Source organism: Paenibacillus sp. S-38 (assembly GCF_049942825.1).
In the GTDB taxonomy this organism is placed as follows: domain Bacteria; phylum Bacillota; class Bacilli; order Paenibacillales; family NBRC-103111; genus Paenibacillus_G.
Genome location: NZ_CP187970.1, coordinates 4,653,437 through 4,673,166, shown reverse-complemented (window position 1 = coordinate 4,673,166; position 19,730 = coordinate 4,653,437). Strand labels below are relative to the sequence as shown.

The 19,730-nt window shown below is 61.3% G+C and carries 18 protein-coding genes and 1 pseudogene; all 19 read left to right on the top strand.

Features of this window, described 5'->3' with window-relative positions; genetic code table 11:
• Window positions 1-270: 270 nt before the first annotated feature.
• The 19 genes and pseudogenes from ACP26L_RS20730 (at window position 271) to solA (ending at window position 19,546) form a co-directional block, all read left to right on the top strand.
• Window positions 271-645 (top strand): nuclear transport factor 2 family protein, encoded by a 375-nt coding sequence (locus ACP26L_RS20730; RefSeq protein WP_426445970.1) that lies wholly within the window; start codon window positions 271-273, stop codon window positions 643-645.
• Window positions 646-879: 234 nt separating this feature from the next.
• Window positions 880-1,454: pseudogene (locus ACP26L_RS20725) on the top strand (TetR/AcrR family transcriptional regulator).
• Window positions 1,455-1,543: 89 nt separating this feature from the next.
• Window positions 1,544-2,104: an NAD(P)H-dependent oxidoreductase gene (locus ACP26L_RS20720; protein ID WP_426445968.1), complete on the top strand. Its 561-nt coding sequence runs from the start codon at window positions 1,544-1,546 to the stop codon at window positions 2,102-2,104.
• Window positions 2,105-2,129: 25 nt separating this feature from the next.
• Window positions 2,130-2,840 (top strand): SDR family NAD(P)-dependent oxidoreductase, encoded by a 711-nt coding sequence (locus tag ACP26L_RS20715; protein WP_426445967.1) that lies wholly within the window; start codon window positions 2,130-2,132, stop codon window positions 2,838-2,840.
• Between the two features lie 223 nt (window positions 2,841-3,063).
• Window positions 3,064-3,957 (top strand): LysR family transcriptional regulator, encoded by an 894-nt coding sequence (locus ACP26L_RS20710; RefSeq protein ID WP_426445965.1) that lies wholly within the window; start codon window positions 3,064-3,066, stop codon window positions 3,955-3,957.
• A 231-nt stretch (window positions 3,958-4,188) separates the two neighbouring features.
• Window positions 4,189-5,220, top strand: a complete 1,032-nt coding sequence (locus ACP26L_RS20705) for an LLM class flavin-dependent oxidoreductase (protein ID WP_426445963.1) — start codon at window positions 4,189-4,191, stop codon at window positions 5,218-5,220.
• A 52-nt stretch (window positions 5,221-5,272) separates the two neighbouring features.
• Window positions 5,273-6,664 carry an LLM class flavin-dependent oxidoreductase gene (locus ACP26L_RS20700; RefSeq protein WP_426445961.1) on the top strand — a complete coding sequence of 464 codons (1,392 nt, stop codon included), beginning with the start codon at window positions 5,273-5,275 and terminating at the stop codon, window positions 6,662-6,664.
• Window positions 6,665-6,695: 31 nt separating this feature from the next.
• On the top strand, window positions 6,696-8,348 hold the full coding sequence (locus ACP26L_RS20695; protein ID WP_426445960.1) for an ABC transporter substrate-binding protein: 1,653 nt from the start codon (window positions 6,696-6,698) through the stop codon (window positions 8,346-8,348).
• Window positions 8,349-8,365: 17 nt separating this feature from the next.
• A complete protein-coding gene (locus ACP26L_RS20690; protein WP_426445958.1) occupies window positions 8,366-9,292 on the top strand; it encodes an ABC transporter permease in 927 nt (308 codons plus the stop codon).
• A gap of 44 nt (window positions 9,293-9,336) precedes the next feature.
• Entirely contained in the window at window positions 9,337-10,254 is a 918-nt protein-coding gene (locus ACP26L_RS20685) for an ABC transporter permease (RefSeq protein WP_426445956.1), read from the top strand.
• A gap of 61 nt (window positions 10,255-10,315) precedes the next feature.
• Complete coding sequence (locus ACP26L_RS20680; RefSeq protein ID WP_426445954.1) at window positions 10,316-12,565, top strand: dipeptide ABC transporter ATP-binding protein; 2,250 nt, start codon at window positions 10,316-10,318, stop codon at window positions 12,563-12,565.
• A gap of 73 nt (window positions 12,566-12,638) precedes the next feature.
• Window positions 12,639-13,127, top strand: a complete 489-nt coding sequence (locus ACP26L_RS20675) for a DinB family protein (protein ID WP_426445952.1) — start codon at window positions 12,639-12,641, stop codon at window positions 13,125-13,127.
• 369 nt (window positions 13,128-13,496) lie between these two features.
• On the top strand, window positions 13,497-14,357 hold the full coding sequence (locus ACP26L_RS20670; RefSeq protein ID WP_426445951.1) for a transporter substrate-binding domain-containing protein: 861 nt from the start codon (window positions 13,497-13,499) through the stop codon (window positions 14,355-14,357).
• A 15-nt stretch (window positions 14,358-14,372) separates the two neighbouring features.
• Window positions 14,373-15,146: an amino acid ABC transporter permease gene (locus tag ACP26L_RS20665; protein ID WP_426445949.1), complete on the top strand. Its 774-nt coding sequence runs from the start codon at window positions 14,373-14,375 to the stop codon at window positions 15,144-15,146.
• Window positions 15,119-15,829: an amino acid ABC transporter permease gene (locus ACP26L_RS20660; RefSeq protein WP_426455031.1), complete on the top strand. Its 711-nt coding sequence runs from the start codon at window positions 15,119-15,121 to the stop codon at window positions 15,827-15,829. The genes ACP26L_RS20665 and ACP26L_RS20660 overlap by 28 nt, the downstream gene beginning before the upstream one ends.
• Entirely contained in the window at window positions 15,826-16,578 is a 753-nt protein-coding gene (locus ACP26L_RS20655) for an amino acid ABC transporter ATP-binding protein (RefSeq protein ID WP_426445947.1), read from the top strand. The genes ACP26L_RS20660 and ACP26L_RS20655 overlap by 4 nt, the downstream gene beginning before the upstream one ends.
• A 34-nt stretch (window positions 16,579-16,612) precedes the next feature.
• Window positions 16,613-17,158 carry a GNAT family N-acetyltransferase gene (locus ACP26L_RS20650; RefSeq protein ID WP_426445945.1) on the top strand — a complete coding sequence of 182 codons (546 nt, stop codon included), beginning with the start codon at window positions 16,613-16,615 and terminating at the stop codon, window positions 17,156-17,158.
• On the top strand, window positions 17,155-18,366 hold the full coding sequence (locus ACP26L_RS20645; RefSeq protein ID WP_426445943.1) for an amidohydrolase: 1,212 nt from the start codon (window positions 17,155-17,157) through the stop codon (window positions 18,364-18,366). The genes ACP26L_RS20650 and ACP26L_RS20645 overlap by 4 nt, the downstream gene beginning before the upstream one ends.
• Window positions 18,367-18,388: 22 nt before the next feature.
• Window positions 18,389-19,546, top strand: coding sequence for an N-methyl-L-tryptophan oxidase (gene solA / locus ACP26L_RS20640; protein ID WP_426445941.1), 1,158 nt, complete (start codon window positions 18,389-18,391; stop codon window positions 19,544-19,546).
• Window positions 19,547-19,730: the final 184 nt, after the last annotated feature.

Below are 19,730 nucleotides of genomic sequence, written 5' to 3'. Positions count from 1 at the left end.
ATCTGAGTTCATAGGGGAGGAAGCCGGACAGGAAGCGGCCGTCGCCCCTCGTAACTCGGGGGCGATACACTCGGTGAACAGGCTGCCTCCTTCCGGGCGTTGTCGTCACATAGGCTGCTGGAAGAGCCGGCAGCCTATGTGAGTTATACGCAAAGGCGTGTTTGGGCCTGGACGCGGCGCCTGGGCTGACATTCGGATGAATGTCGTGGTATGATGTTGGGAACAAATAGGAATTGCGGGATTACCCGAGCACAGAAAGGATGATTTGAAATGCCATCTTCCCTGAAAGAGAAGGCCGTGTCGTTTTTGACTCTGGCGGCTTCGGGCAGCGTACAGGAGGCATACCGGCGTTACACAGGTCAAGGGTTCCGCCACCACAATCCTTATTTCCGTGGAGATGCGGATTCGCTTATGCTTGCGATGCAAGAGAGCGCTGCCAAGAATCCGAACAAAACGCTTGAGGTCAAGCTCGCCCTCGAAGAAGGGGAATTCGTTGCCGTACACTCCCATGTAAAACAGCATGGAGAGGATCTCGGCGGGGCAGTGGTACATTTGTTCCGCTTCCAGGACGGACTCATCGTGGAGTTCTGGGATGTAGGTCAGCCTCTGCCGGAGAGCAGTCCCAATGAGCATGGGATGTTCTGATGCAGGGGGAAGCCGGGACAATGGAACGATAAGGGGCAACCACGGCTGCAAGGAAGAGGACAAGCCGATGGAGTTCATCGGGAACGGTCAGTAAAAAATAATAATTTACCGATTGTTCCCAATATGTTAAGCTGAATTCAGAGATAAGGAACCGAGACACAGGACAGCCAATTGAAGAACGATCATTCCCAATAATGAATGGTGAGAGCAAATGAACAGCAAGGGAGAGGGACCATGCCCAGAACCAAGGAATTCGAAGAAAACGTCGTACTGGATAAGGCCATGAAGCTGTTCTGGGAGCAGGGGTACGAGAAGACCTCGATGGCCGATCTCGTCGAGCATATGGGTATTCATCGAAGAAGCCTCTACGATACGTTCACCGACAAGCACACGTTATTCCTCAAGGCAATGGATCGCTTCGGAGATAGGATCACCTCCCGGTTGAAGACGGGTGTCCAGCAGGCGGGGACGGCAGAGGAAGCGCTCCGCTTTGTCTTCAACTTCATGATCCACGGCGAAGAAGTGCCGCCCGGCTGCATGTTCGTGAATTCAGCCGTCGAGATGGCGATCCGGGATGAGGCCATTGATGCGAAAGCAAGGAGGCTTTTGGCAGGACCGAAGAGCTTCTTGTCGAGCTCGTGGAATGGGGGCAGCAGAACGAAGAATTCTCGAAGTGGTTCGGAGCGAGGGAGATGGCCCAGTATCTTCATAACGCCTTAACGGGACTGAGAGTCATGACGCGGACGTCGGCCCCGAAAGAGAAGCTGGAGCGGATCACCGAATTATCGATGCGAATACTAAAAGGCTGAGATACAATTTACAAATTTTTTTCAGTAAATTAGAATGATCGTTCCCATAGCAATTGAAAACCCATGAAAAATCCAAAGGAGAGATTCGAATGAAAACCTTGATTATCGCTGCCCACCCTAATCTGGCTTACTCCCGGATTAACCGTGCCTTGACGGAAGCCATGAGAGAGCAGCCGGACACCACCGTGCATGCACTGTACGAGGCATACCCCGATCATCGGATCGATACCGACCGCGAGCAGGACTTGCTGGACAGCCATGACCGGATCATCTTTCAATATCCGCTGTATTGGTACAGTACGCCGCCGCTTCTAAAGACGTGGTTCGATGAAGTCCTGGCCTACGGCTGGGCTTTCGGGCCCGGGGGCGAGCACCTCAAAGGAAAGGAAATCGGCATTGCGATCTCAACTGCAGGCACCGCGGATTCGTATCAGCCCGGCAGTTATAACCTGTTCACGATCCGCGATATCGCCAAACCGGTGGAGGCGCTTGCCAACTATGTCAGTGCCCATTACCTACCGCCGTTCGCCATTCATAACGCGAACCATCTCACGGATGAGCAGATCGCCGAAGCTCAGGCGGCTTACGTGAAGCACTTGGCAGACTCGCGTCACGTGAAGACGGCCGGTCTGATCACGATTAACAAATAAAACAAAACCAGGGAGGACATACATCATGACGAACAAAATCGCATTGGTCACCGGGGCAGGCAAAGGCATCGGATTCGAAATTGCCAGACAATTGGGACAGCAGAACATCACCGTATTGGCCGCCGCCCGCACCTTAGCGGCAGCAGAGGAAGCGGCGGAGAAGCTGCGCGGGGAGGGCACAGAAGCGGTCGGCGTGGAGCTGGAGGTGACGAATGCCGCCCATATTGCGGAGCTCGTCCGGTCGATCGGGGAAGCCTACGGCCGGCTGGATATCCTGGTCAACAACGCCGGGATCTGGGTGGAAACATCGGGATACGACGGAGACGTGCTGCGGGATACGTTCGAGGTCAACACCTTCGCGCCTTTTCACATCACGGAAGCGCTCCTTCCTCTGCTTCTGAACAGCGAAGCGGGCCGGATCGTCAACCAAAGCAGCGCACTGGGATCCATCCAGCTTCTGCTGACCGATGAGCTTGCGCAGCGAATTGCCACTCCGGCTTATTCGGCCTCGAAGGCCGCCTTGAACATGCTGACGGCTTATTGGGCGCAGAAGACGAAGGGAACGAAGCTGAAGGTTAATTCGGTGCACCCCGGACTCGTCAAAACCCGAATGGGCGGAGACAAGGCGGAGCTGACGGCGGCGGAGGGGGCGTACACGGCGGTTCGTCTGGCGACCCTGCCCGAGGAGGGGCCGACAGGCGGATTTTATTACCTGGATGATCAGCTGCCGTGGTAATAATCAACGAACTGCCGGAGGATGAACAGATCCTTATGATATGTAAAAAAAGGCTTTGACACCTGCGGACGCCGGTGCTATATTTTATACCATAGTATTCCAATTGGAATTATATATTTCACTTATGAGAAGGTCTACCGGCCAACTGGAGACTCGCTCTTTCCCCACCCCGGAAAGCGGCGGCGTCTCCTTTTTTTGCGTGGAAGAGAAGGGGGAAGGGTTCATGAACATAGAAAATATCGAAGCCTTCGTCTATATTGTGCACTTCAACAGCTTCAACAAAGCGGCGGAGGCGCTGTACGTCTCCCAGCCGTCGATCTCCGCCCGCATCCAGTCGCTGGAGCGGGAGCTGGACGTCAGGCTGTTCGAGCGTGAAGGCCGGCACTTTACCTTGACGGAGAAAGGCAAGCAGTTCCTGCCCTACGCGCAGAACATCCTCAAGACGTACAAGGCCGGGAGGCAGCAGCTGCAGGCGGCGGAGCAGCAGGCCGACGAGCTGCGGATCGGCTGCACCTTGTCGGGCGCCAACTATATTCTCCCGCAGGTGCTGCCCTTGTTCAAGCGAAGGCACAGGCACATCCGGATCAAGCTGCTGACCGCCCCGAGCGAAACCATCCTGGAGAAGGTCCTCGCCAAGGAGCTCGATATCGGTTTGACCCGCAGTTTGTCCCATCCGGATATCGAGTCCGAGCAGCTGTATGAGGACCCGATCCGGTTGTTCGTGCACCGCAGCCATCCTTTTGCCGGCAAGATGTCGCTGACCATGGAAGAAGTGGGCCGGGAGCCCATTGTGTTCTTCGAATGCGGCTCGCTGGACTGGAACCGGATCCACCGCCTGTTCCAGACGCTGGATGTGCCGCCCCGGATCGAGATGCAAATCGACAATCTGGAAACGGCCAAAAAGCTGGTCGTCGGCGGCATGGGCATCTCCTTCCTGCCGGAGCTCTCGGTCCGCAAGGAGATCCGGGAAGGGCTGCTGCACCCGCTGGATATGCCGCAGCTGTCCGGTTTGTCGCTGCGTACGCATCTGCTTTCGCTCAAGGGGCAGGGGACGGAGCTCGGGCAGCTGTTCACGGAAGTGATCCGGGGCGTAGACTTGAGGGAAGGCACTGCGTGAAGCCTCTTGGCGCGATTCCGGATGGCAGGCTTCATACCCACATTACGGCAGGGTTCACGACGCAGCAGCCTTAAATAGAACAAATCGATGGAAGCATCGAACTATTCAATCCATCATTGTAGCAGCTTTGCAGGGATGGTACAGTAAGCAAAGTGTTATTCCGACTATACATATTGGAATAAAGAAAGATCTTGTTGGGTTCATCAAAGAGAGTCTAGGGGAGAGATGAGAATGGGGCTGCGGTTAAGCTTACTGGATCAAAGTCCGATCGCTGAGGGAGACACACCCGAAGAGGCACTGCGCCAAACCTTAAAGCTGGCCCGGAGGGCGGAAGAGCTGGGGTACCACCGCTTCTGGGTATCGGAGCATCATGATTCCAAGGAACTGGCGGGTTCTTCGCCGGAGGTGCTGATCTCTTACCTGCTGGCGAAGACGGAGAGCATCCGCATCGGGTCCGGCGGTGTGATGCTCCAGCATTACAGCCCTTACAAGGTGGCCGAGAATTTCGGCGTACTGGCCTCGCTGGCACCGGGGCGCGTAGACCTCGGCATCGGCCGGGCGCCGGGGGGACTGCCGCAGTCGACGAAGGCGCTGCAGTTCGGCGCCGCCCAGGGACCGGTGCCGCTGGACACCAAGCTCGAAGCCCTGCAGAAGTATCTGCTGGGCTGGACCGAGCCGGGACACGAGCTGCACGGCGTCCGGGCGGCGCCGGTAGCCGGCACGCCGGCGGAGCTGTTCCTGCTCGGCGCGGGGACGGACAGTGCCGCGCTGGCCGGGCGGCTCGGCATTCCGTACGTATACGCCGAGTTCATCAGCGGCGATCCGGAAGGGGCGGCGGCTTCCTTCGCGGCTTACCGGGAGCAGCTTGGTGCGCGGACGGACCTCCGCCCGCTGCTGGCCTCGTCGGTCATCGTCGCCGATACGGATGAGGAGGCGGCGAAGCTGGCCGCGGACGCCAAGGTCATCAAGGTCTTCCTGGAGAGCGGAAGGAAGGTGACCGTAAAGACGCTGGAGAGCGCCGAAGACTTCGGGAGGCAGTCCGGGGAGAACTATACGATTGATGTGAAGCAGGCGCAGATCCTCCACGGCTCGCCCTCCTCGGTGCGGGATAAGCTGCTGGAGACCGCACAGCGGTACGGGATCGAAGAGATTATTATCACAGCCTACAACCGCACCTTCGAACAGCGGCTCCGGACGATCGAGCTCCTGCAGGCTGCGCTGGCCGGGGGAGCCGGCGATTTGACCGAATCACTGAGCTTGTAGAAACGGATCGCGATTTTTTAGACATTTTATAGAAATGAAAGGCGGAATGAAGATGAGTCATCCTGTGAATCAGCCGAAGCGCAAATTGAAACTGGGTGCGATGCTTCACGGCGTCGGAAGCAGCATGTCCACCTGGCGGCATCCGGAGCTGCCCTCCGATGCGAGCATCTCGATCGATTACATTAAAGAGCAGGCCCGGATCGCCGAAGAAGGCAAGCTGGACCTTGTATTCATCGCCGATGGACTGTATATCAACGAGAAGTCCATCCCGCACTTCCTGAACCGGTTCGAGCCGGTTACGATCCTCTCGGCCATCGGCTCGGTCACCTCGAACATCGGTGTGGTCGGAACCCTGTCGACCTCCTACAGCGAACCGTTCACGGTGGCCCGGCAGTTTGCCTCAATCGACCATATTACAGGCGGCCGGGCCGGATGGAATGTCGTCACTTCTCCGCTGGAAGGGTCGGCGAAGAACTTCAGCCGCAAGGAGCATCCGGAGCATGCGCTCCGTTATGAGATCGCCGAGGAATATCTGGAGGTGGCCCGTGGCCTGTGGGATTCCTGGGAGGACGATGCCTTTGTGCGGAACAAGGAGACGGGCGTCTTCTTCGACCCGGGCAAAATGCACCGGCTGAACCATCAGGGCAAGCACTTCTCCGTAGAGGGACCGCTGAATATCGCCCGTTCGAAGCAGGGCCATCCGGTCGTCTTCCAGGCCGGCTCGTCCGACAGCGGCCGCACGCTGGCGGCAAAGACCGCCGACGCCGTGTTCACCGGGCACGATACGGTAGAAGAGGCGCAGCTGTTCTACCGGGATGTGAAGGAGAGAGCCGAAGCCTTCGGCCGCAGCCCGGATGAGATTCTGATCTTCCCCGGCATTGGGCCGATCGTCGGGCGGACGGAAGAGGAAGCCGAGCGTAAATACCAGGAGGTAGCGGATCTGGTGCGTGTCGAAGAGGCGCTGCTCTATCTCGGCCGGTTCTTCGATCATCACGATTTCTCGGTCTACCCGCTGGATGAACCGTTCCCGGACCTCGGGGACATCGGTGCGAACAGCTTCCGCAGCACCACGGACCGGATCAAGCGGAAGGCGAAGGAAGAGGGACTTACGCTGCGGCAGACCGCTCTGCAGGTGGCTACGCCGAAGACGAGCTTTATCGGCACGCCGGAGCAGGTGGCGGACAAGATTCAGGCGTGGTTCGAGCAGGGGGCGGCCGACGGCTTCATGATCGGGTCTACCGTGCCGAACGGCCTGCGGGATTTCGTGGAGCTCGTGGTCCCTGTGCTGCAGGAGCGCGGCCTCTTCCGTGAGGCGTACGAAGCAGACACCCTTCGCGGGAATCTCGGTCTGCCTGTTCCGGAGAATCGTTATACGGCAGCAAGAAGGAAAGCAGCGCAGGCACAGGTGCTGCCCGAGCAGCCGGAGACCGTCCCCGCACCCTAAGATCCGTGACTGATAGGAGAGAAAAAGCCTCATGAATAGATCCTTCCGCGCATTCCCTTCCGCAGCCCTGGCCCTCTTCGTCCTGCTGGCCGGCTGCGGAGCACCGCCTGCGGCCGAACCGAAGCCCGCACAGGGTGCCGCACCTGCAGCATCCGCCCCTGTTCAGGGAGGAACCTTCACCTACGCGCTCGCGGGAACCCCGAGCGGCCTCGATCCGAACGTCGTCCCCGGCGCTGCGGATTACCGGGTCATGCGGTCGCTGTACGACAGCCTCGTCGTGCAGCTGCCCGACAAGACGATAAAGCCCTGGCTGGCCGAGGAGTGGACCGTCTCCCCGGACGGCAAATCCTATACGTTCAAGCTGCGCAAGGATGTCACGTTCCATGATGGAACACCGTTCAATGCGGCCGCGGTCAAGTACAACTTCGACCGGATTGTAAACCCGGCGACGAAGTCCCGTTTTGCCATCACGCTGATCGGTCCTTATGAATCCTCGGAGGTTATCGACGAGTACACGGTGAAGGTCAACCTGAAGTCGCCGTACAGCGCCTTCCTGAGCTCCCTCGGCCAGGCGTTCCTCGGCATCGTCTCACCGGCCGCCGCCGAGAAGTACAAGGACCAGCTCGTCAAGAATCCGGTCGGCACGGGCCCCTTCAAGTTCGTGAACTGGACAGAGAATGCGGCGATCACGCTGGAGCGCAACCCGGCCTACAAGTGGGGACCAGCCCTCGCTGAGAACAAAGGCGCGCCATACCTGGAGAAGCTCGTCTTCAAAATCATTCCGGAGGAGGCCACGCGCATCGGCAGCGTGCAGAGCGCCCAGGTCTCCGCGGGAGAGACGGTTCCGCCGCAGAACCTGATCTCGCTGAAGAGCGATCCGAACGTCCAGCTGCTTCAAGCGGAAGCGACCGGCATCCCCTATACGCTGATGCTGAACCAGGATCATGCCCCGTGGAATGAGCTTGACGCGAGGAAAGCCGTTCAGCTGGCGATCGACTTCGATGCGATCGTGAAGACGCTGTACCTAGGCACCTACCCAAGGGCCTGGTCGCCGCTTACCCCGTCCGTCGCCGGCTACAACAAGGAGCTCGAAGGTGCGGTGAAGCCAGATCTCGACAAAGCGAACGCCCTGCTCGACGGGCTCGGCTGGGTGCGAGGGGCGGACGGGATCCGCGAGAAGAACGGGAAGAAGCTGACCATCCACTACGTGGACGGCTCGCCGAACCGGGAGAAGCGCAACGACATTGCAGCCATGATCCAACAGCAGCTCAAGAAAGCGGGCATCGCGGTTGAAGTGGAGATTACCTCGGACACATCCACGGCGCTCATGGTCAAGGGTTCGAATGACCTGGCAGGCGTCAGCAACGTGTCCGGCGACCCGGATATTCTGCGGAGCTTCTTCCATACGAATGCGATCCCGAACGCGAACAAGTGGGGGCACAACCATACCCACAAATCCGATCCGCAGCTTGACGCCTGGCTCGAAGAAGGGCTTCGGGAGCAGGACCCCGCCAAACGGGAAGAGATCTACAAAAAGGTACAGAAATACGTGATCGACAATGCGTACGGCTTCCCGGTCTACGTGTTCCCTTACACGGTGGCGGCCACGAAGAACGTCAGCGGGTTCAAGTTCGATTCGCTCGGCTACCCGCTGTTCTATGACGTGTCGCTGAAAGGTTCCTGAGGAAAGGAGGAGTGCCGGTGGTAGGAGCTGTGATTCAACGACTACTGTCGTCCCTGCTCGTGATTGCGGGGGCATCGTTCCTGGTCTTCTTCATCTTGTACCTGCTGCCGGGCGACCCCGTGCTGATGATGCTGGCGGGTACGACGTTCACGCCGGAAGCGGCGGCCAGCCTGCGGCACCAGCTCGGTCTCGACCAGAGCGCCCTGCAGCAGTTTCTCCGGTTCGCGGGCGGGCTGCTGCAGGGGGACTTCGGCAAATCGCTCGTCAGCGACGACCCTGTCCTGCCGAAGATCCTGTCCCAGTTCCCGGCTACCGCCGCCCTCACCTTCGCCGGGACCGTGATTGCCGTCGTCTTTGGCATCTGGCTCGGCGTCCTGTCGGCGGTGCACCGGGGCGGCCTTATCGATCTGGCGGCACGGCTGGTCTCGCTGCTCGGGATTTCCATGCCGACCTTCTGGTCGGGCATCCTGCTCATCCTGATCTTCTCCGTGCATCTGAACTGGTTCCCGGCCCTCGGATCGGAAGGCTGGCGGACGCTCGTGCTGCCTGCGGCCGCGCTGGGGCTGGTCGGCTCGGGCTTCATCGTGCGCATGGTCCGCAACTCGATGCTCGAGGTGATGAACGAGCCGTTCATCACGACCCTCCGGGCGAAGGGGCTGCCCGAGCGGCTGGTCATGTACCGGCACGGCCTGCGCAGCGCGCTCATTCCGGCGCTGACAATTATCGGCATCCAGATCGGGGAGCTGCTCGCGGGGGCCGTCGTCATCGAGACGGTCTTCTCCAGGCAGGGGATCGGCAGAGTATTGGCCGGGGCCATTACGGCGAAGGATCTGCCGGTCGTGCAGGGCGTGATCTTTTTTACGGCTGTGGTCTATGTGGTTATTAATCTGCTCGTGGATCTGTCGTATGCGCTGATCGATCCCAGGGTTAGACGGGCGCAGTAACGCGGGCTTCATAGAAGGGAGCTTCAAGAAGGGAGGAAGAAGAGATGAAAAGTGCCGCCGCCGCCCGTAACGTTCCGGTGGAGAAGCAAAAAGCGGAAGGGGATTCGTCACCGGGAAGGAAGGGCAGGGTCGCGCTGCCCGATCTCCTGTACAAGGGAGCGCTGCTGCTCATTCTGCTCATCGCCGTCTCCGCGGTCGTGCCCCAGTGGATTGCGCCGTATGCGCCGACGGAGATGAATACGGAAGCGCTGCTGCAGCCTCCGGGTGCTGCGCATCCCTTCGGGACGGACTACTTTGGCCGGGACATCTTCAGCCTCGTCGTGCACGGCAGCCGGGATTCGCTGCTGATCGGTCTCGGATCCGTCGTGATCGGCGGGCTGATCGGCGGTCTCATCGGCAGCCTGTCGGGCTATCTCGGAGGAGCCGTGGATGCGCTGCTGATGCGGCTCATCGACGTGCTTATGACGATCCCGGGTCTGCTGCTCTCGCTTGCGGTGGCGGCGGCCCTTGGACCCAGCCTCTTCAATATCGTGCTGGCCGTGAGCATCGCTGCCGTTCCCCGGTATGCGAGGGTGGTGCGCAGCCAGGTGCTCAGCATCAAAAGCAGGCCGTTCATCGCCGCTTCCCGGTCGATCGGCGCGGGCGGCTGGCACATCTTCGTGCGGCACGTCCTGCCGCATACGTGGACGCCTCTGCTGGTGATGGCGACCATCGGCGTCGGCTCATCGATCCTGTCGGGAGCCGCGCTCAGCTTCCTCGGACTCGGCGTCCTGAAGGAAGTGCCCGACTGGGGCACCCTGCTGTCGCAGGGCAGGGGATATCTCACCGTAGCGTGGTGGATCACGACGTTCCCGGGGCTTGCGATCACCGGACTCGTGCTGGCCGTGAACCTGGTAGGCGACCGGCTGAGGGATGTGCTCGATCCGAAGCTGAATCCGTACGCCGCTTCCAAGGGGCGCTGAGCTTGGAGCTTTGGGCTGCAGGGCGTAGACAGAGAAACATTGCAAAGGAGGAAATCCGCTCATGGCCAAACCGCTGCTGGAACTTGAGAACATTACCGTAGACTTTCTGACGGAGGAAGGGCCGGTCACCGCGCTCAGTGAGCTGTCACTCTCCGTGCTGCCCGGAGAGACTCTCTGCCTCGTCGGGGAGTCGGGGAGCGGGAAGACCCTGGCCTCCAAGACGGCCATGAGGCTGGTCGAATTCGAGAACGGCCGGATCTCCAAGGGCAACATCTGGCTTGGAGAGCAGGATGTGTCGATGTGGAGCCAGGACCGGATGCGCTCAGTCCGCGGCAAGCGGGCCGCCATGATCTTCCAGGAGCCGATGGCGGCGTTCGACCCGGTCTTCACGGTCGGCCAGCAGCTGGTGGAGGCGATCGTGCAGCATGGGAGCCGGACGAGGCAGGAGGCTTGGCGGCATGCCGTGGAGCTGCTCGGCCGCGTCGGCATTCCCGAGCCGGAGCTGCGGATGAAACAGTACCCCGGCGAGCTGTCCGGGGGCATGCTGCAGCGCGCCATGATCGCCATGGCCCTCTCCTGCGGGCCGGAGCTGCTCATTGCCGACGAGCCCACGACGGCGCTCGATGTGACGGTGCAGGCCCAGATCCTGCGCCTGCTGCAGGAGATCAAGGAAGAATTCGGGATGTCGATTCTTCTCGTGACACACGATCTCGGCATTGCCGCCGAGATGGCGGACCGGATCGCCGTTATGTATGCCGGCCGGATTGTGGAGGAGGCGCCGGCGGTGGAGCTGTTCGAGCGCCCGCTGCACCCGTACACTAGGGGGCTGCTGGCTTCGGTGGCCCGCGCGGAACATCCGCGGGGGACCCGTCTTCCGTCGATCGAGGGGAGCATCCCTTCGCTGACGGTGCCCCCGCCGGGCTGCCGCTTCCACCCGCGCTGCCCGCAGGCCGTGCCGCAGTGCACGCAGAGCGAGCCGCCGCTGGCCGTGTATGACGGCGGCCGCCGGGCTGCGTGCTGGCTGGCCGGGAAGCCTGAGCCGGTCGGCGATCAGCGGCCGTACGGCGTTGACGTAAAAGGGCCAGAGACTCGAGCGGCGCAAGCCGTGAACAGCGCAGGGTCCAGCTGGCCGATACCTGAAGGAGTCGGCAGCCATCCTGCAACGGTGCTGGGGGCCTCGACAGGGCGCGCCGGACACCGTTCGGGCGAGGCTGGAGACGGGCGCGACGGCGACCGGGTTTCGGAGGCTGCAGTGCAGCCCGGCCTCCCCGTGAGCTCCTCCGCCCCATCTGTTCAAGTCCTTCCGCCGCCGGGCGAAGGCCCTACAGCCGGCGGCTCCGGGGGGCACCCGCTGCTGTTCGAAGTCCGCGGGCTGCACAAGGCCTACCCCCTCGGCGTAGGCCTGCTGCGCCGCCCGAAGGGCCACATCCGCGCCGTGGACGGCGTGTCGCTGACGATCCGGGCCGGCGAGACGTTCGGCCTGGTCGGCGAGTCCGGCAGCGGCAAGTCGACGCTTGGCCGGACGCTGCTCCGGCTCGAGAAGCCGACGGAGGGTCAGGTGCTCTTCGAGGGACAGGACCTGGCGAAGCTGTCTCCTGCTGCACTTCGGGAGGCCCGGAGGTCGATGCAGGTCATCTTCCAGGATCCTTACGGCTCACTGAACCCCCGCTGGACGGTGGGCGAGCTGATCGGAGAAGGGCTGGCTGTACACGGTCTTGCCGCAGGAGCCCAGCGGAAGGAGCGCGTGGCGGAGCTGCTGGCAGCCGTAGGGCTGCGTCCCGAATGGAGCAGCCGCTATCCCCACGAGTTCTCAGGAGGACAGCGCCAGCGGATCGGTATCGCCCGGGCCATGGCCCTCCGGCCGAAATTCATTCTGGCCGATGAAGCGGTGTCGGCGCTTGATGTGTCCGTGCAGGCTCAGATCCTGAATCTGCTGCAGGAGCTGCAGCGGAAGGAGGGGCTGACCTACTTGTTCATCGGCCACGGCCTGCAGGTAGTCCGCCACATGTCGGACCGCATCGGCGTCATGTACCTTGGCCGTCTGGTCGAAACGGCCCCAAGCGGCGAGCTGTTCCGGAGGCCGGCCCATCCCTATACGGCGGCCCTCCTGGCCTCCATTCCGCATGGGGACCCGAGACGGCGGGGAGGCCTGGTTCCGCTGGCCGGGGAGATTCCTTCGCCGGCGAACCCGCCTTCGGGCTGCCGCTTCCATCCCCGATGCCCGGCGGCGCAGCCGCTCTGCCGGGAAGCCGAGCCGCCCTGGCAGGAGATCGGACCGGATCATGCGGCGGCGTGCCATTTTCCGCTGTAAGGCCGAATCTCGAATAAACCGCCCGTTCGGGCGCTAAGATTCACCCTACCCTACGATTGAGGAGATGATGAGGATGAGCCATACGGCCATTGATTTGAACGAATTTAAGGGCAGCCTGTCCCGGATCGAAGCAAGCGTGGAGGGACTGACTGAAGCTCAGCTGAGCTGGAAGCCGGCTCCCGAGAAGTGGAGTATCAAGGAAGTGGTGGCCCATCTGGCGGACCACCTTGTCGTGACGACCTTCCGCATCCGGCAGATCGTATCGGAAGAGGTGCCGCAGGTGCCGGCCTTCGACCAGGATGCCTGGGTTGCGGGAATCCTTGCGAATGACGTGCCGCTCCAAGAGCTCCTTGACACGTACAGGGTGCTGTTGGATGTCAATCTGCCGATTCTTAAGCGGCTCACTCCGGAGCAGTGGTCGCGAACCGCAGTGAACCCGCGGGGCAAAACGGTGACGCTGGTGGAGCTGCTCGAAGGCTTCATCAAGCATATCGGAACGCATCAGGGCCAGATTGAGCGCAACAAGCAGGCGTTCGTGCAGGCGGCGGCCGCTTCAAGCTGACGGCAGCGGAGGGGGCCGGTGATCCGGGGCAGCGCGCATCTCTACGTGCGCGCTGCGCAGACGCATGGCAGTGCCGGACCACCTGGGTGCGGCAGGCTGTTTGTACAGCTGTATTGGTCTGGGGATGCCCGGCCCCTGCGTCGTTGGCCTTTCTATATAGAGGGAATCAATGGAGAGATAGAAAAGGTTAATTAACGGTTGACGCGTAAGAAAAGCGGTGCTACACTCTGTATATCCTAATACCAACCATACATATAGGATTTATAAGTTTAAGGCTGATTGGACCAACCAAAAGCCGCTGTTTGAAGGAGCAGTGGCTTTTTTCCGTTCTCAGCCGGTCTATTCACATACACATGGAGGGGTTCTAACATGATCAAAAACAAAAAAAACAAGCTTGTTCCCGCAGTGCTCACGGCCCTGCTGCTCCTCGCCGGCTGCGGCACGGCGCCGGCGGCCAAGGAGACCGCAGCAAGCGATACCGCCGGCGGCACCAAGCAGGAGAAGCCGGCCGCCGCGGCTCCCAAGAAGGTGATCATCGGTACAGGCACCCAGTTCCCGAATATCTGCTTCCTCGATGATAAGGGGAACCTGACCGGCTACGATGTCGAGCTGGTGAGAGAGATCGACAAGCGCCTGCCGGATTATGAGTTCGAATTCAAGACCATGGATTTCTCCAACCTGCTCCTGAGTCTCGAGACCAAGAAAATCGACGTTATCGCCCACCAAATGGAGGTCAACGAGGAACGGAAGGCCAAGTTCCTGTTCAACGACGAGGCGTATAACATTTTCCCGAACAAGGTTGTCGTTCATAAGGACCGCAATGACATCCAATCGATCGACGATCTCAAGGGCAAGAAGGTCATCGTCGGCGCGACAAGCAATGCGGCCGTGCAGCTGCAGGAATATAACAAGAAGAATAACGACGCCATCCAGATCGTCTACTCGGGCAACGGCGGCACGAACGATGTCATTGCTCAGCTCAAGGCCGGCCGCGTGGACGCGACGATCTCCACCCAGTTTGCCATCGACCAGCGCAACAAGACGGCGGACGCCCAGCAGAAGACGGTCGGCCCGGCGATCTCTAATTCCAAGGTATACTTCATCCTCCAGAAGGACGGCACCGAGCTCAAAACCAAGATCGATGAGGCGTTGAAGGAGATCAAGAAGGACGGCACCCTCAGCAAGCTCAGCACCCAATGGCTTGGCGCAGACTATACCATATCCGAATAGAAAGCGGGCAGGGCTATGGGAAAAGCTTTTGATATCACGCTGGTGGGAACCTTCCTGCCCAAGCTGCTCGCTTATCTGCACGTGACGCTGTTCATCCTGCTCCTCTCCCTGATCGCGGGGATCGTGTTCGGCTCCGCTCTGGCCCTGGTCCGGCTCTACAAGGTGCCCGTACTGAGCCGGGCTGCGGTCGTCTACGTCTCGTTCATGCGGGGGACGCCGATCCTGATCCAGCTGTTCCTCGTGTATTACGGTCTGCCGGAGCTGCTTCGGGTATTCGGCATCGACTTGTCGAATGTACATGCTCTCGTCTTCGTCATTCTGACCTACGGCCTGCATATCGGCGCCTTCTTCTCGGAGATCGTGCGCTCGGCGGTCGTCAGTGTGGACCGCGGACAGCTCGAAGCGGCTTACTCGATCGGCATGACGCCGAGAGACGCTTTTATCCGCATCGTCCTCCCGCAGGCGCTGACGATTGCGATGCCGAACTTCGGAAATCTCGTCATCTCTTCGCTGAAGGATACGTCGCTCGCTTTTTCCCTCGGGGTTATGGATATGTCGGGACGGGCCGAGACGCTGGGAACGACCAATCACTACCTGGAGATCTATATGGCGCTTGCCGTCATCTATTATGCGGTCAGTCTCTCCCTCGAGAAGCTCTTCGCCTTGGCGGAGCGCAGGCTCCAGCGTCATGAGATCCGGGAGAGCACCGAGTCCGGCAGTTCGGGCACCGGCCGCACCGTGAAGGGAAGGAGGGGATTCCGATTCAGCTTGACCCGCTCTTCATCATAGAAGCCTTCTTCGATATCCTGAAGGCTCTGCCGCTGACCCTCGTCATCTCGATTGTCCCGCTGCTGTTCGGTTTTGTGATCGGCACGGGCATCGCACTCATCCGGATCTACAAGGTGCGCGGCCTGCATCACTTAGCCGCCTTCTATGTCTCGTTCATCCGGGGCACCCCGCTGCTTCTGCACATCATGATCATCTACTTCGGTCTGCCGCTGCTGTTCGATACGCTGGCCGCCTCCTACGGCTGGAGCGCCCGTTCGAGCTCCATTCCGCTGATCACGTTCGTGCTGGTCGCGTTCTCGGTGAACTCGGGCGCCTACATGTCGGAGGCGATCCGCTCCGGCATTCTGTCGGTCGACCGGGGCCAGCTGGAGGCCGCTTATACGGTCGGCATGACCCGCTGGCAGGGGATGCGGCGCATCGTTCTGCCTCAGGCGCTGATGGCCAGCCTGCCGAATCTGCTGCACAAATTCGTCGGCCTGCTGCACGGTTCGTCGCTCGCTTTTACGATCTCGCTCGAGGATCTGAACGGGAGGGCGAACATCGTCGCCACATCCAATCTGAAGTTTCTCGAAGCGTTCATCGCGGCGGCCATCATCTATTGGGGGCTGACGCTTCTCGCGGAAGGCCTGACGGCGCTTCTGGAGAGACGCCTTAATCTGTACAACCGGGGAGGTATCGCATGATCCAGCTTACGAATATCCGCAAGTCCTTCGGGAGCCAGCAGGTGCTCCAGGGGATCGATCTCACCGTGCAAAAAGGGGACGTCGTCGCCATCCTGGGGCCGAGCGGTTCAGGCAAAACGACGCTCCTGCGGTGCATCAATTTCCTCGATAAGCCGGACGAGGGGACAGTAGCGATCGGCGGCTTCGGCGTCGACTGCCGGGCGGCCGGGAAGAAGGATATCCTGGCGCTGCGCCGCAGGAGCGCGATGGTGTTCCAGCACTACAACCTCTTCAAGCATAAGACCGTGCTGGAGAATGTGATGGAAGGACTGACCGTCGTCCAGAAGCTGCCAAGAGAAGAGGCGAAGCAGCGCAGTCTCGAAGTCTTGGAGAAAGTCGGCCTGGCACACAAAACGGATGCCTATCCGAGCGCCCTCTCCGGCGGGCAGCAGCAGCGGGTCGGGATTGCACGGGCGCTGGCGCTGAACCCCGAGGTGATCCTGTTCGACGAGCCGACGTCCGCTCTGGACCCTGAGCTGGTAGGCGAGGTGCTCGCCGTGATCCGGCGGATCGCCAAGGAAGGCGTCACGATGATCATCGTGACCCACGAGATGGCGTTTGCCCGGGAGGCGGCGAGCCACGTGGTCTTCATGGACGGGGGCGTCATCGTCGAGCAGGGAGCGCCGGACGAATTGTTCGGCCGGCCGAAGGAAGAACGCACGAAGCAGTTTCTCGGACGATTCGCGTCCGAGTGGAGCTACGCAATCTAGTTCAATGGGCTGGATGCTCAAGGAGGAAATGGATATGACGGAGGTATACCGGCTGGCAGCGGCCGAAGATGCGGAAGAACTGCTGGCACTCATCCTGGGCGCTTATCAGACGATCCGGGAGTTGAATATCGCCTTTACTGCGGCCCAGGCCGATCTAGACCTGGTGCGGGGCAATATCGTGAACAATTCCTGCTATGTGCTGGAGATTGACGGGGAGATCGCGGCTACGATCTCCTTGAAGTCCCTGGAGGAGGTTACACCGCATCCGTTCCTGTACTGGTTCGCGGTCGATCCGAAGCAGAAGGGCAGGGGCGTAGGACGCAGGCTGCTGGACCACGTGGAAGATACCGTTGTCCGCCTCGGGCTGCAGGCTTCCGCTGTGACGCTGGCTACTTCGCGCAAGCACCCGTGGCTGCTGCCCATGTATGAGCGCAGAGGCTACCGGCCGTTCTTCGAGCGGGACCTTGGGGACGATGATAAGCTCGTGTTTATGACAAAAGTGCTGCTGCAGGAGGCGGATCAGCCTGGTGCCGGCGAATCGGCGGTGGCCGGCGTGCTTCAGGAAGGCAGGCCGGCATGAGCGCGGACCTTCTTCGCGGGGAAGCGCAGGCGCTGGACCGCGAGGCGCAGGCGCTGCTGCCGGAGCTGACCGCCTTCCGCCGGGAGCTGCACCGCCGGCCGGAGCTGTCGATGCAGGAGATGGAAACGACCCGCCGGATCCGCGGGGAGCTGGAGCGAGAAGGCATCCGCCTGCTGCCGCTGGACCTGCCGGTCGGTGTGCTGGCCGAGATCGACGGAGGGGAACCGGGGCCTCTGGTTGCGCTGCGGGCGGATATTGACGCGCTGCCGATTACGGAGGAGACCGGGCTGCCCTACGCTTCCGAGATTCCGGGCCGCATGCACGCCTGCGGTCATGATTTCCATACGGCGGCGATCCTGGGCGCCGCCAAGCTGCTGCACCGGCGGGCCGGCCGCTTCCGCGGCCGGGTCCGCCTGCTGTTCCAGCCGGGTGAAGAGAAGGGCACCGGCGCCAAGGCGCTGATCGGCGCGGGGGCGCTGGAGGGCGTGCAGGCCATCTTCGGCATGCACAACAAGCCTGATCTGCCTGTCGGCACCATCGGCCTGACGGACGGCCCGTTGATGGCCAGCGTGGACGGCTTCAAGATCCGGGTCATCGGCAAGGGCGGCCACGCGGCGATTCCCGATGCGGCCATCGACCCGATCGTCGCGGCCAGCGCCATCGTCGGCGGGCTGCAGACCGCGGTTTCGCGCAGCATTTCGCCGCACCACAGCGCGGTGCTCAGCGTCTGCAGCTTCAAAGCGGGCACGACGTGGAATGTAATCCCGGATGAGGCTGTGCTGGACGGGACCATCCGCACCTTCGATGAAAGTGTCCGTTCGCGGATGCCTGAGCTCCTGGAGCGGATCGCCGCAGGCATTGCCGCAGGGTACGGAGCGGAGGCCAAGGTGTCCTGGTTTGCCGGCATTCCGTTCGTGGATAACGATCCGCGTGCCGTGGATGTGGTCAGGACTGCCGCAGAACGGCTGTCGCTGAACATAACGAAGGCCGAGCGCTCGTCCGGAGGGGAAGATTTCGCCTTCTACCAACGGGAGGTTCCGGGCAGCTTCGTTTGGCTCGGGACGGGCGGTACGGAGCAGTGGCACCACCCGAAGTTCACGGTGAATGAAGAAGCGCTGGCCCCGGCGGCGGCCTTGTTCGCGCTCTCGGCACTGGAAGCGCTGGAGAGGCTCGGTCAAGAGGTGCAGCCGCTCGCCCAAGTGGAATAGCAGGAGGAAGAGGAGGAGGTTTATGCACACATCTTATGATGTTATTGTCATCGGAGCAGGCTCTATGGGGATGAGCGCCGGCGCACATCTGGCGCAGCGCGGCCGCCGTGTGCTGCTCATTGACGCCAATGACCCGCCGCATACGGGGGGGAGCCACCACGGGGAGACGCGGCTGCTCCGCCATGCCTATACCGGCGGCCCGACCTATGTCCGCATGGCGATTCGGGCGCACGAGCTGTGGAGGGAACTGGAGGAGGCCACGGGCCGGAAGCTCTTCCTGCCGACCGGCGTGCTCAACATGACGCCGGCCAGCCATCCGAGCCTGCTCGGCAAGCTCGAAGCCTCCAAGACCTTCGACCTGAACGTCGAATGGCTCAGCGCGGCGGAGATCGGGAGCCGCTGGCCGGGCATCACGCCGCCCGAACATTACGTTGGCCTGTACGAGAAGGACGCCGGAGTCCTCCTCAGCGAGGAATGCGTCCGGGCCTACCGGGAGGTGGCCCTGGCCCACGGCGCTCTGCTGCTCCCGTATACCCGGGTCACCGGGATCACGACGCTGGCGAAGAGCGTGACCGTCTCGACTCCGGTCGGCGACTTTCATGCGGAGAAGCTGATCCTTACCGCAGGCGCCGGCGCAGCCAGCATTCCAAGGTTTCCGCTTCCCGTGCAGGCCGTCCGCAAAACGGTCGGCTGGTTCGAGGCCGAGGAGCGTCTGTTCAGCGCAGAGAACTTCCCGGGCTTTACGATCGGCGGCTCGCAGGGAGGCTACTACGGCTTCCCGAGCTTCGGAGGTTCGGGTCTCAAGATCGGGCGCCACGATACCGGACGCCTCTTCGGGGACGGTGAAACGCCGGAGGACTTCGGCGCCTATCCGGAGGACGAAGGGGATCTGCGCAGCGCGCTGGCGGCCTATATGCCTTCGGCTGCAGGCCAGCTGCTCCGCGGGGGCATCTGCCGGTACGAGCGCAGCCCCGACGAGCATTTCATTATCGACCGGGCCCCGGTTCTGGCCGGCGTCTATTATGCTTCGGGCTTCTCGGGGCACGGGTTCAAGTTCGCGAGCGTCGTAGGGGAGATTCTCGCCGATCTTATCACCCGGGGAAGCTGCGAGTTCGATCTGCAGCCCTTCCTGCTGTCACGCTTCCGCAAGGGAGCCGTGCAGGCGAACGAAACGGCATAAGGCCGAAATTGGGATCAAACGGCAAACGGGAAGCGGCATCATACAGCTAACAACATAAGCAGCTAACAACATAAGCAGCAACCAACATAACCAACAACTTAGAAAACAAACGGCTTAATGCATCGCGTGCGAAGCCTCTTAGGGAGCCGCTTCGCATGTACATATTTTTCATTGCGAAAGGGTG

Bases quoted from the DNA above. Each gene is read 5' to 3' on its own strand.
- ACP26L_RS20730 (WP_426445970.1), top strand. From the start codon at position 271: ATGCCATCTTCCCTGAAAGAGAAGGCCGTGTCGTTTTTGACTCTGGCG.
- ACP26L_RS20720 (WP_426445968.1), top strand. From the start codon at position 1,544: ATGAAAACCTTGATTATCGCTGCCCACCCTAATCTGGCTTACTCCCGG.
- ACP26L_RS20715 (WP_426445967.1), top strand. From the start codon at position 2,130: ATGACGAACAAAATCGCATTGGTCACCGGGGCAGGCAAAGGCATCGGA.
- ACP26L_RS20710 (WP_426445965.1), top strand. From the start codon at position 3,064: ATGAACATAGAAAATATCGAAGCCTTCGTCTATATTGTGCACTTCAAC.
- ACP26L_RS20705 (WP_426445963.1), top strand. From the start codon at position 4,189: ATGGGGCTGCGGTTAAGCTTACTGGATCAAAGTCCGATCGCTGAGGGA.
- ACP26L_RS20700 (WP_426445961.1), top strand. From the start codon at position 5,273: ATGAGTCATCCTGTGAATCAGCCGAAGCGCAAATTGAAACTGGGTGCG.
- ACP26L_RS20695 (WP_426445960.1), top strand. From the start codon at position 6,696: ATGAATAGATCCTTCCGCGCATTCCCTTCCGCAGCCCTGGCCCTCTTC.
- ACP26L_RS20685 (WP_426445956.1), top strand. From the start codon at position 9,337: ATGAAAAGTGCCGCCGCCGCCCGTAACGTTCCGGTGGAGAAGCAAAAA.
- ACP26L_RS20680 (WP_426445954.1), top strand. From the start codon at position 10,316: ATGGCCAAACCGCTGCTGGAACTTGAGAACATTACCGTAGACTTTCTG.
- ACP26L_RS20675 (WP_426445952.1), top strand. From the start codon at position 12,639: ATGAGCCATACGGCCATTGATTTGAACGAATTTAAGGGCAGCCTGTCC.
- ACP26L_RS20670 (WP_426445951.1), top strand. From the start codon at position 13,497: ATGATCAAAAACAAAAAAAACAAGCTTGTTCCCGCAGTGCTCACGGCC.
- ACP26L_RS20665 (WP_426445949.1), top strand. From the start codon at position 14,373: ATGGGAAAAGCTTTTGATATCACGCTGGTGGGAACCTTCCTGCCCAAG.
- ACP26L_RS20655 (WP_426445947.1), top strand. From the start codon at position 15,826: ATGATCCAGCTTACGAATATCCGCAAGTCCTTCGGGAGCCAGCAGGTG.
- ACP26L_RS20650 (WP_426445945.1), top strand. From the start codon at position 16,613: ATGACGGAGGTATACCGGCTGGCAGCGGCCGAAGATGCGGAAGAACTG.
- ACP26L_RS20645 (WP_426445943.1), top strand. From the start codon at position 17,155: ATGAGCGCGGACCTTCTTCGCGGGGAAGCGCAGGCGCTGGACCGCGAG.
- solA (WP_426445941.1), top strand. From the start codon at position 18,389: ATGCACACATCTTATGATGTTATTGTCATCGGAGCAGGCTCTATGGGG.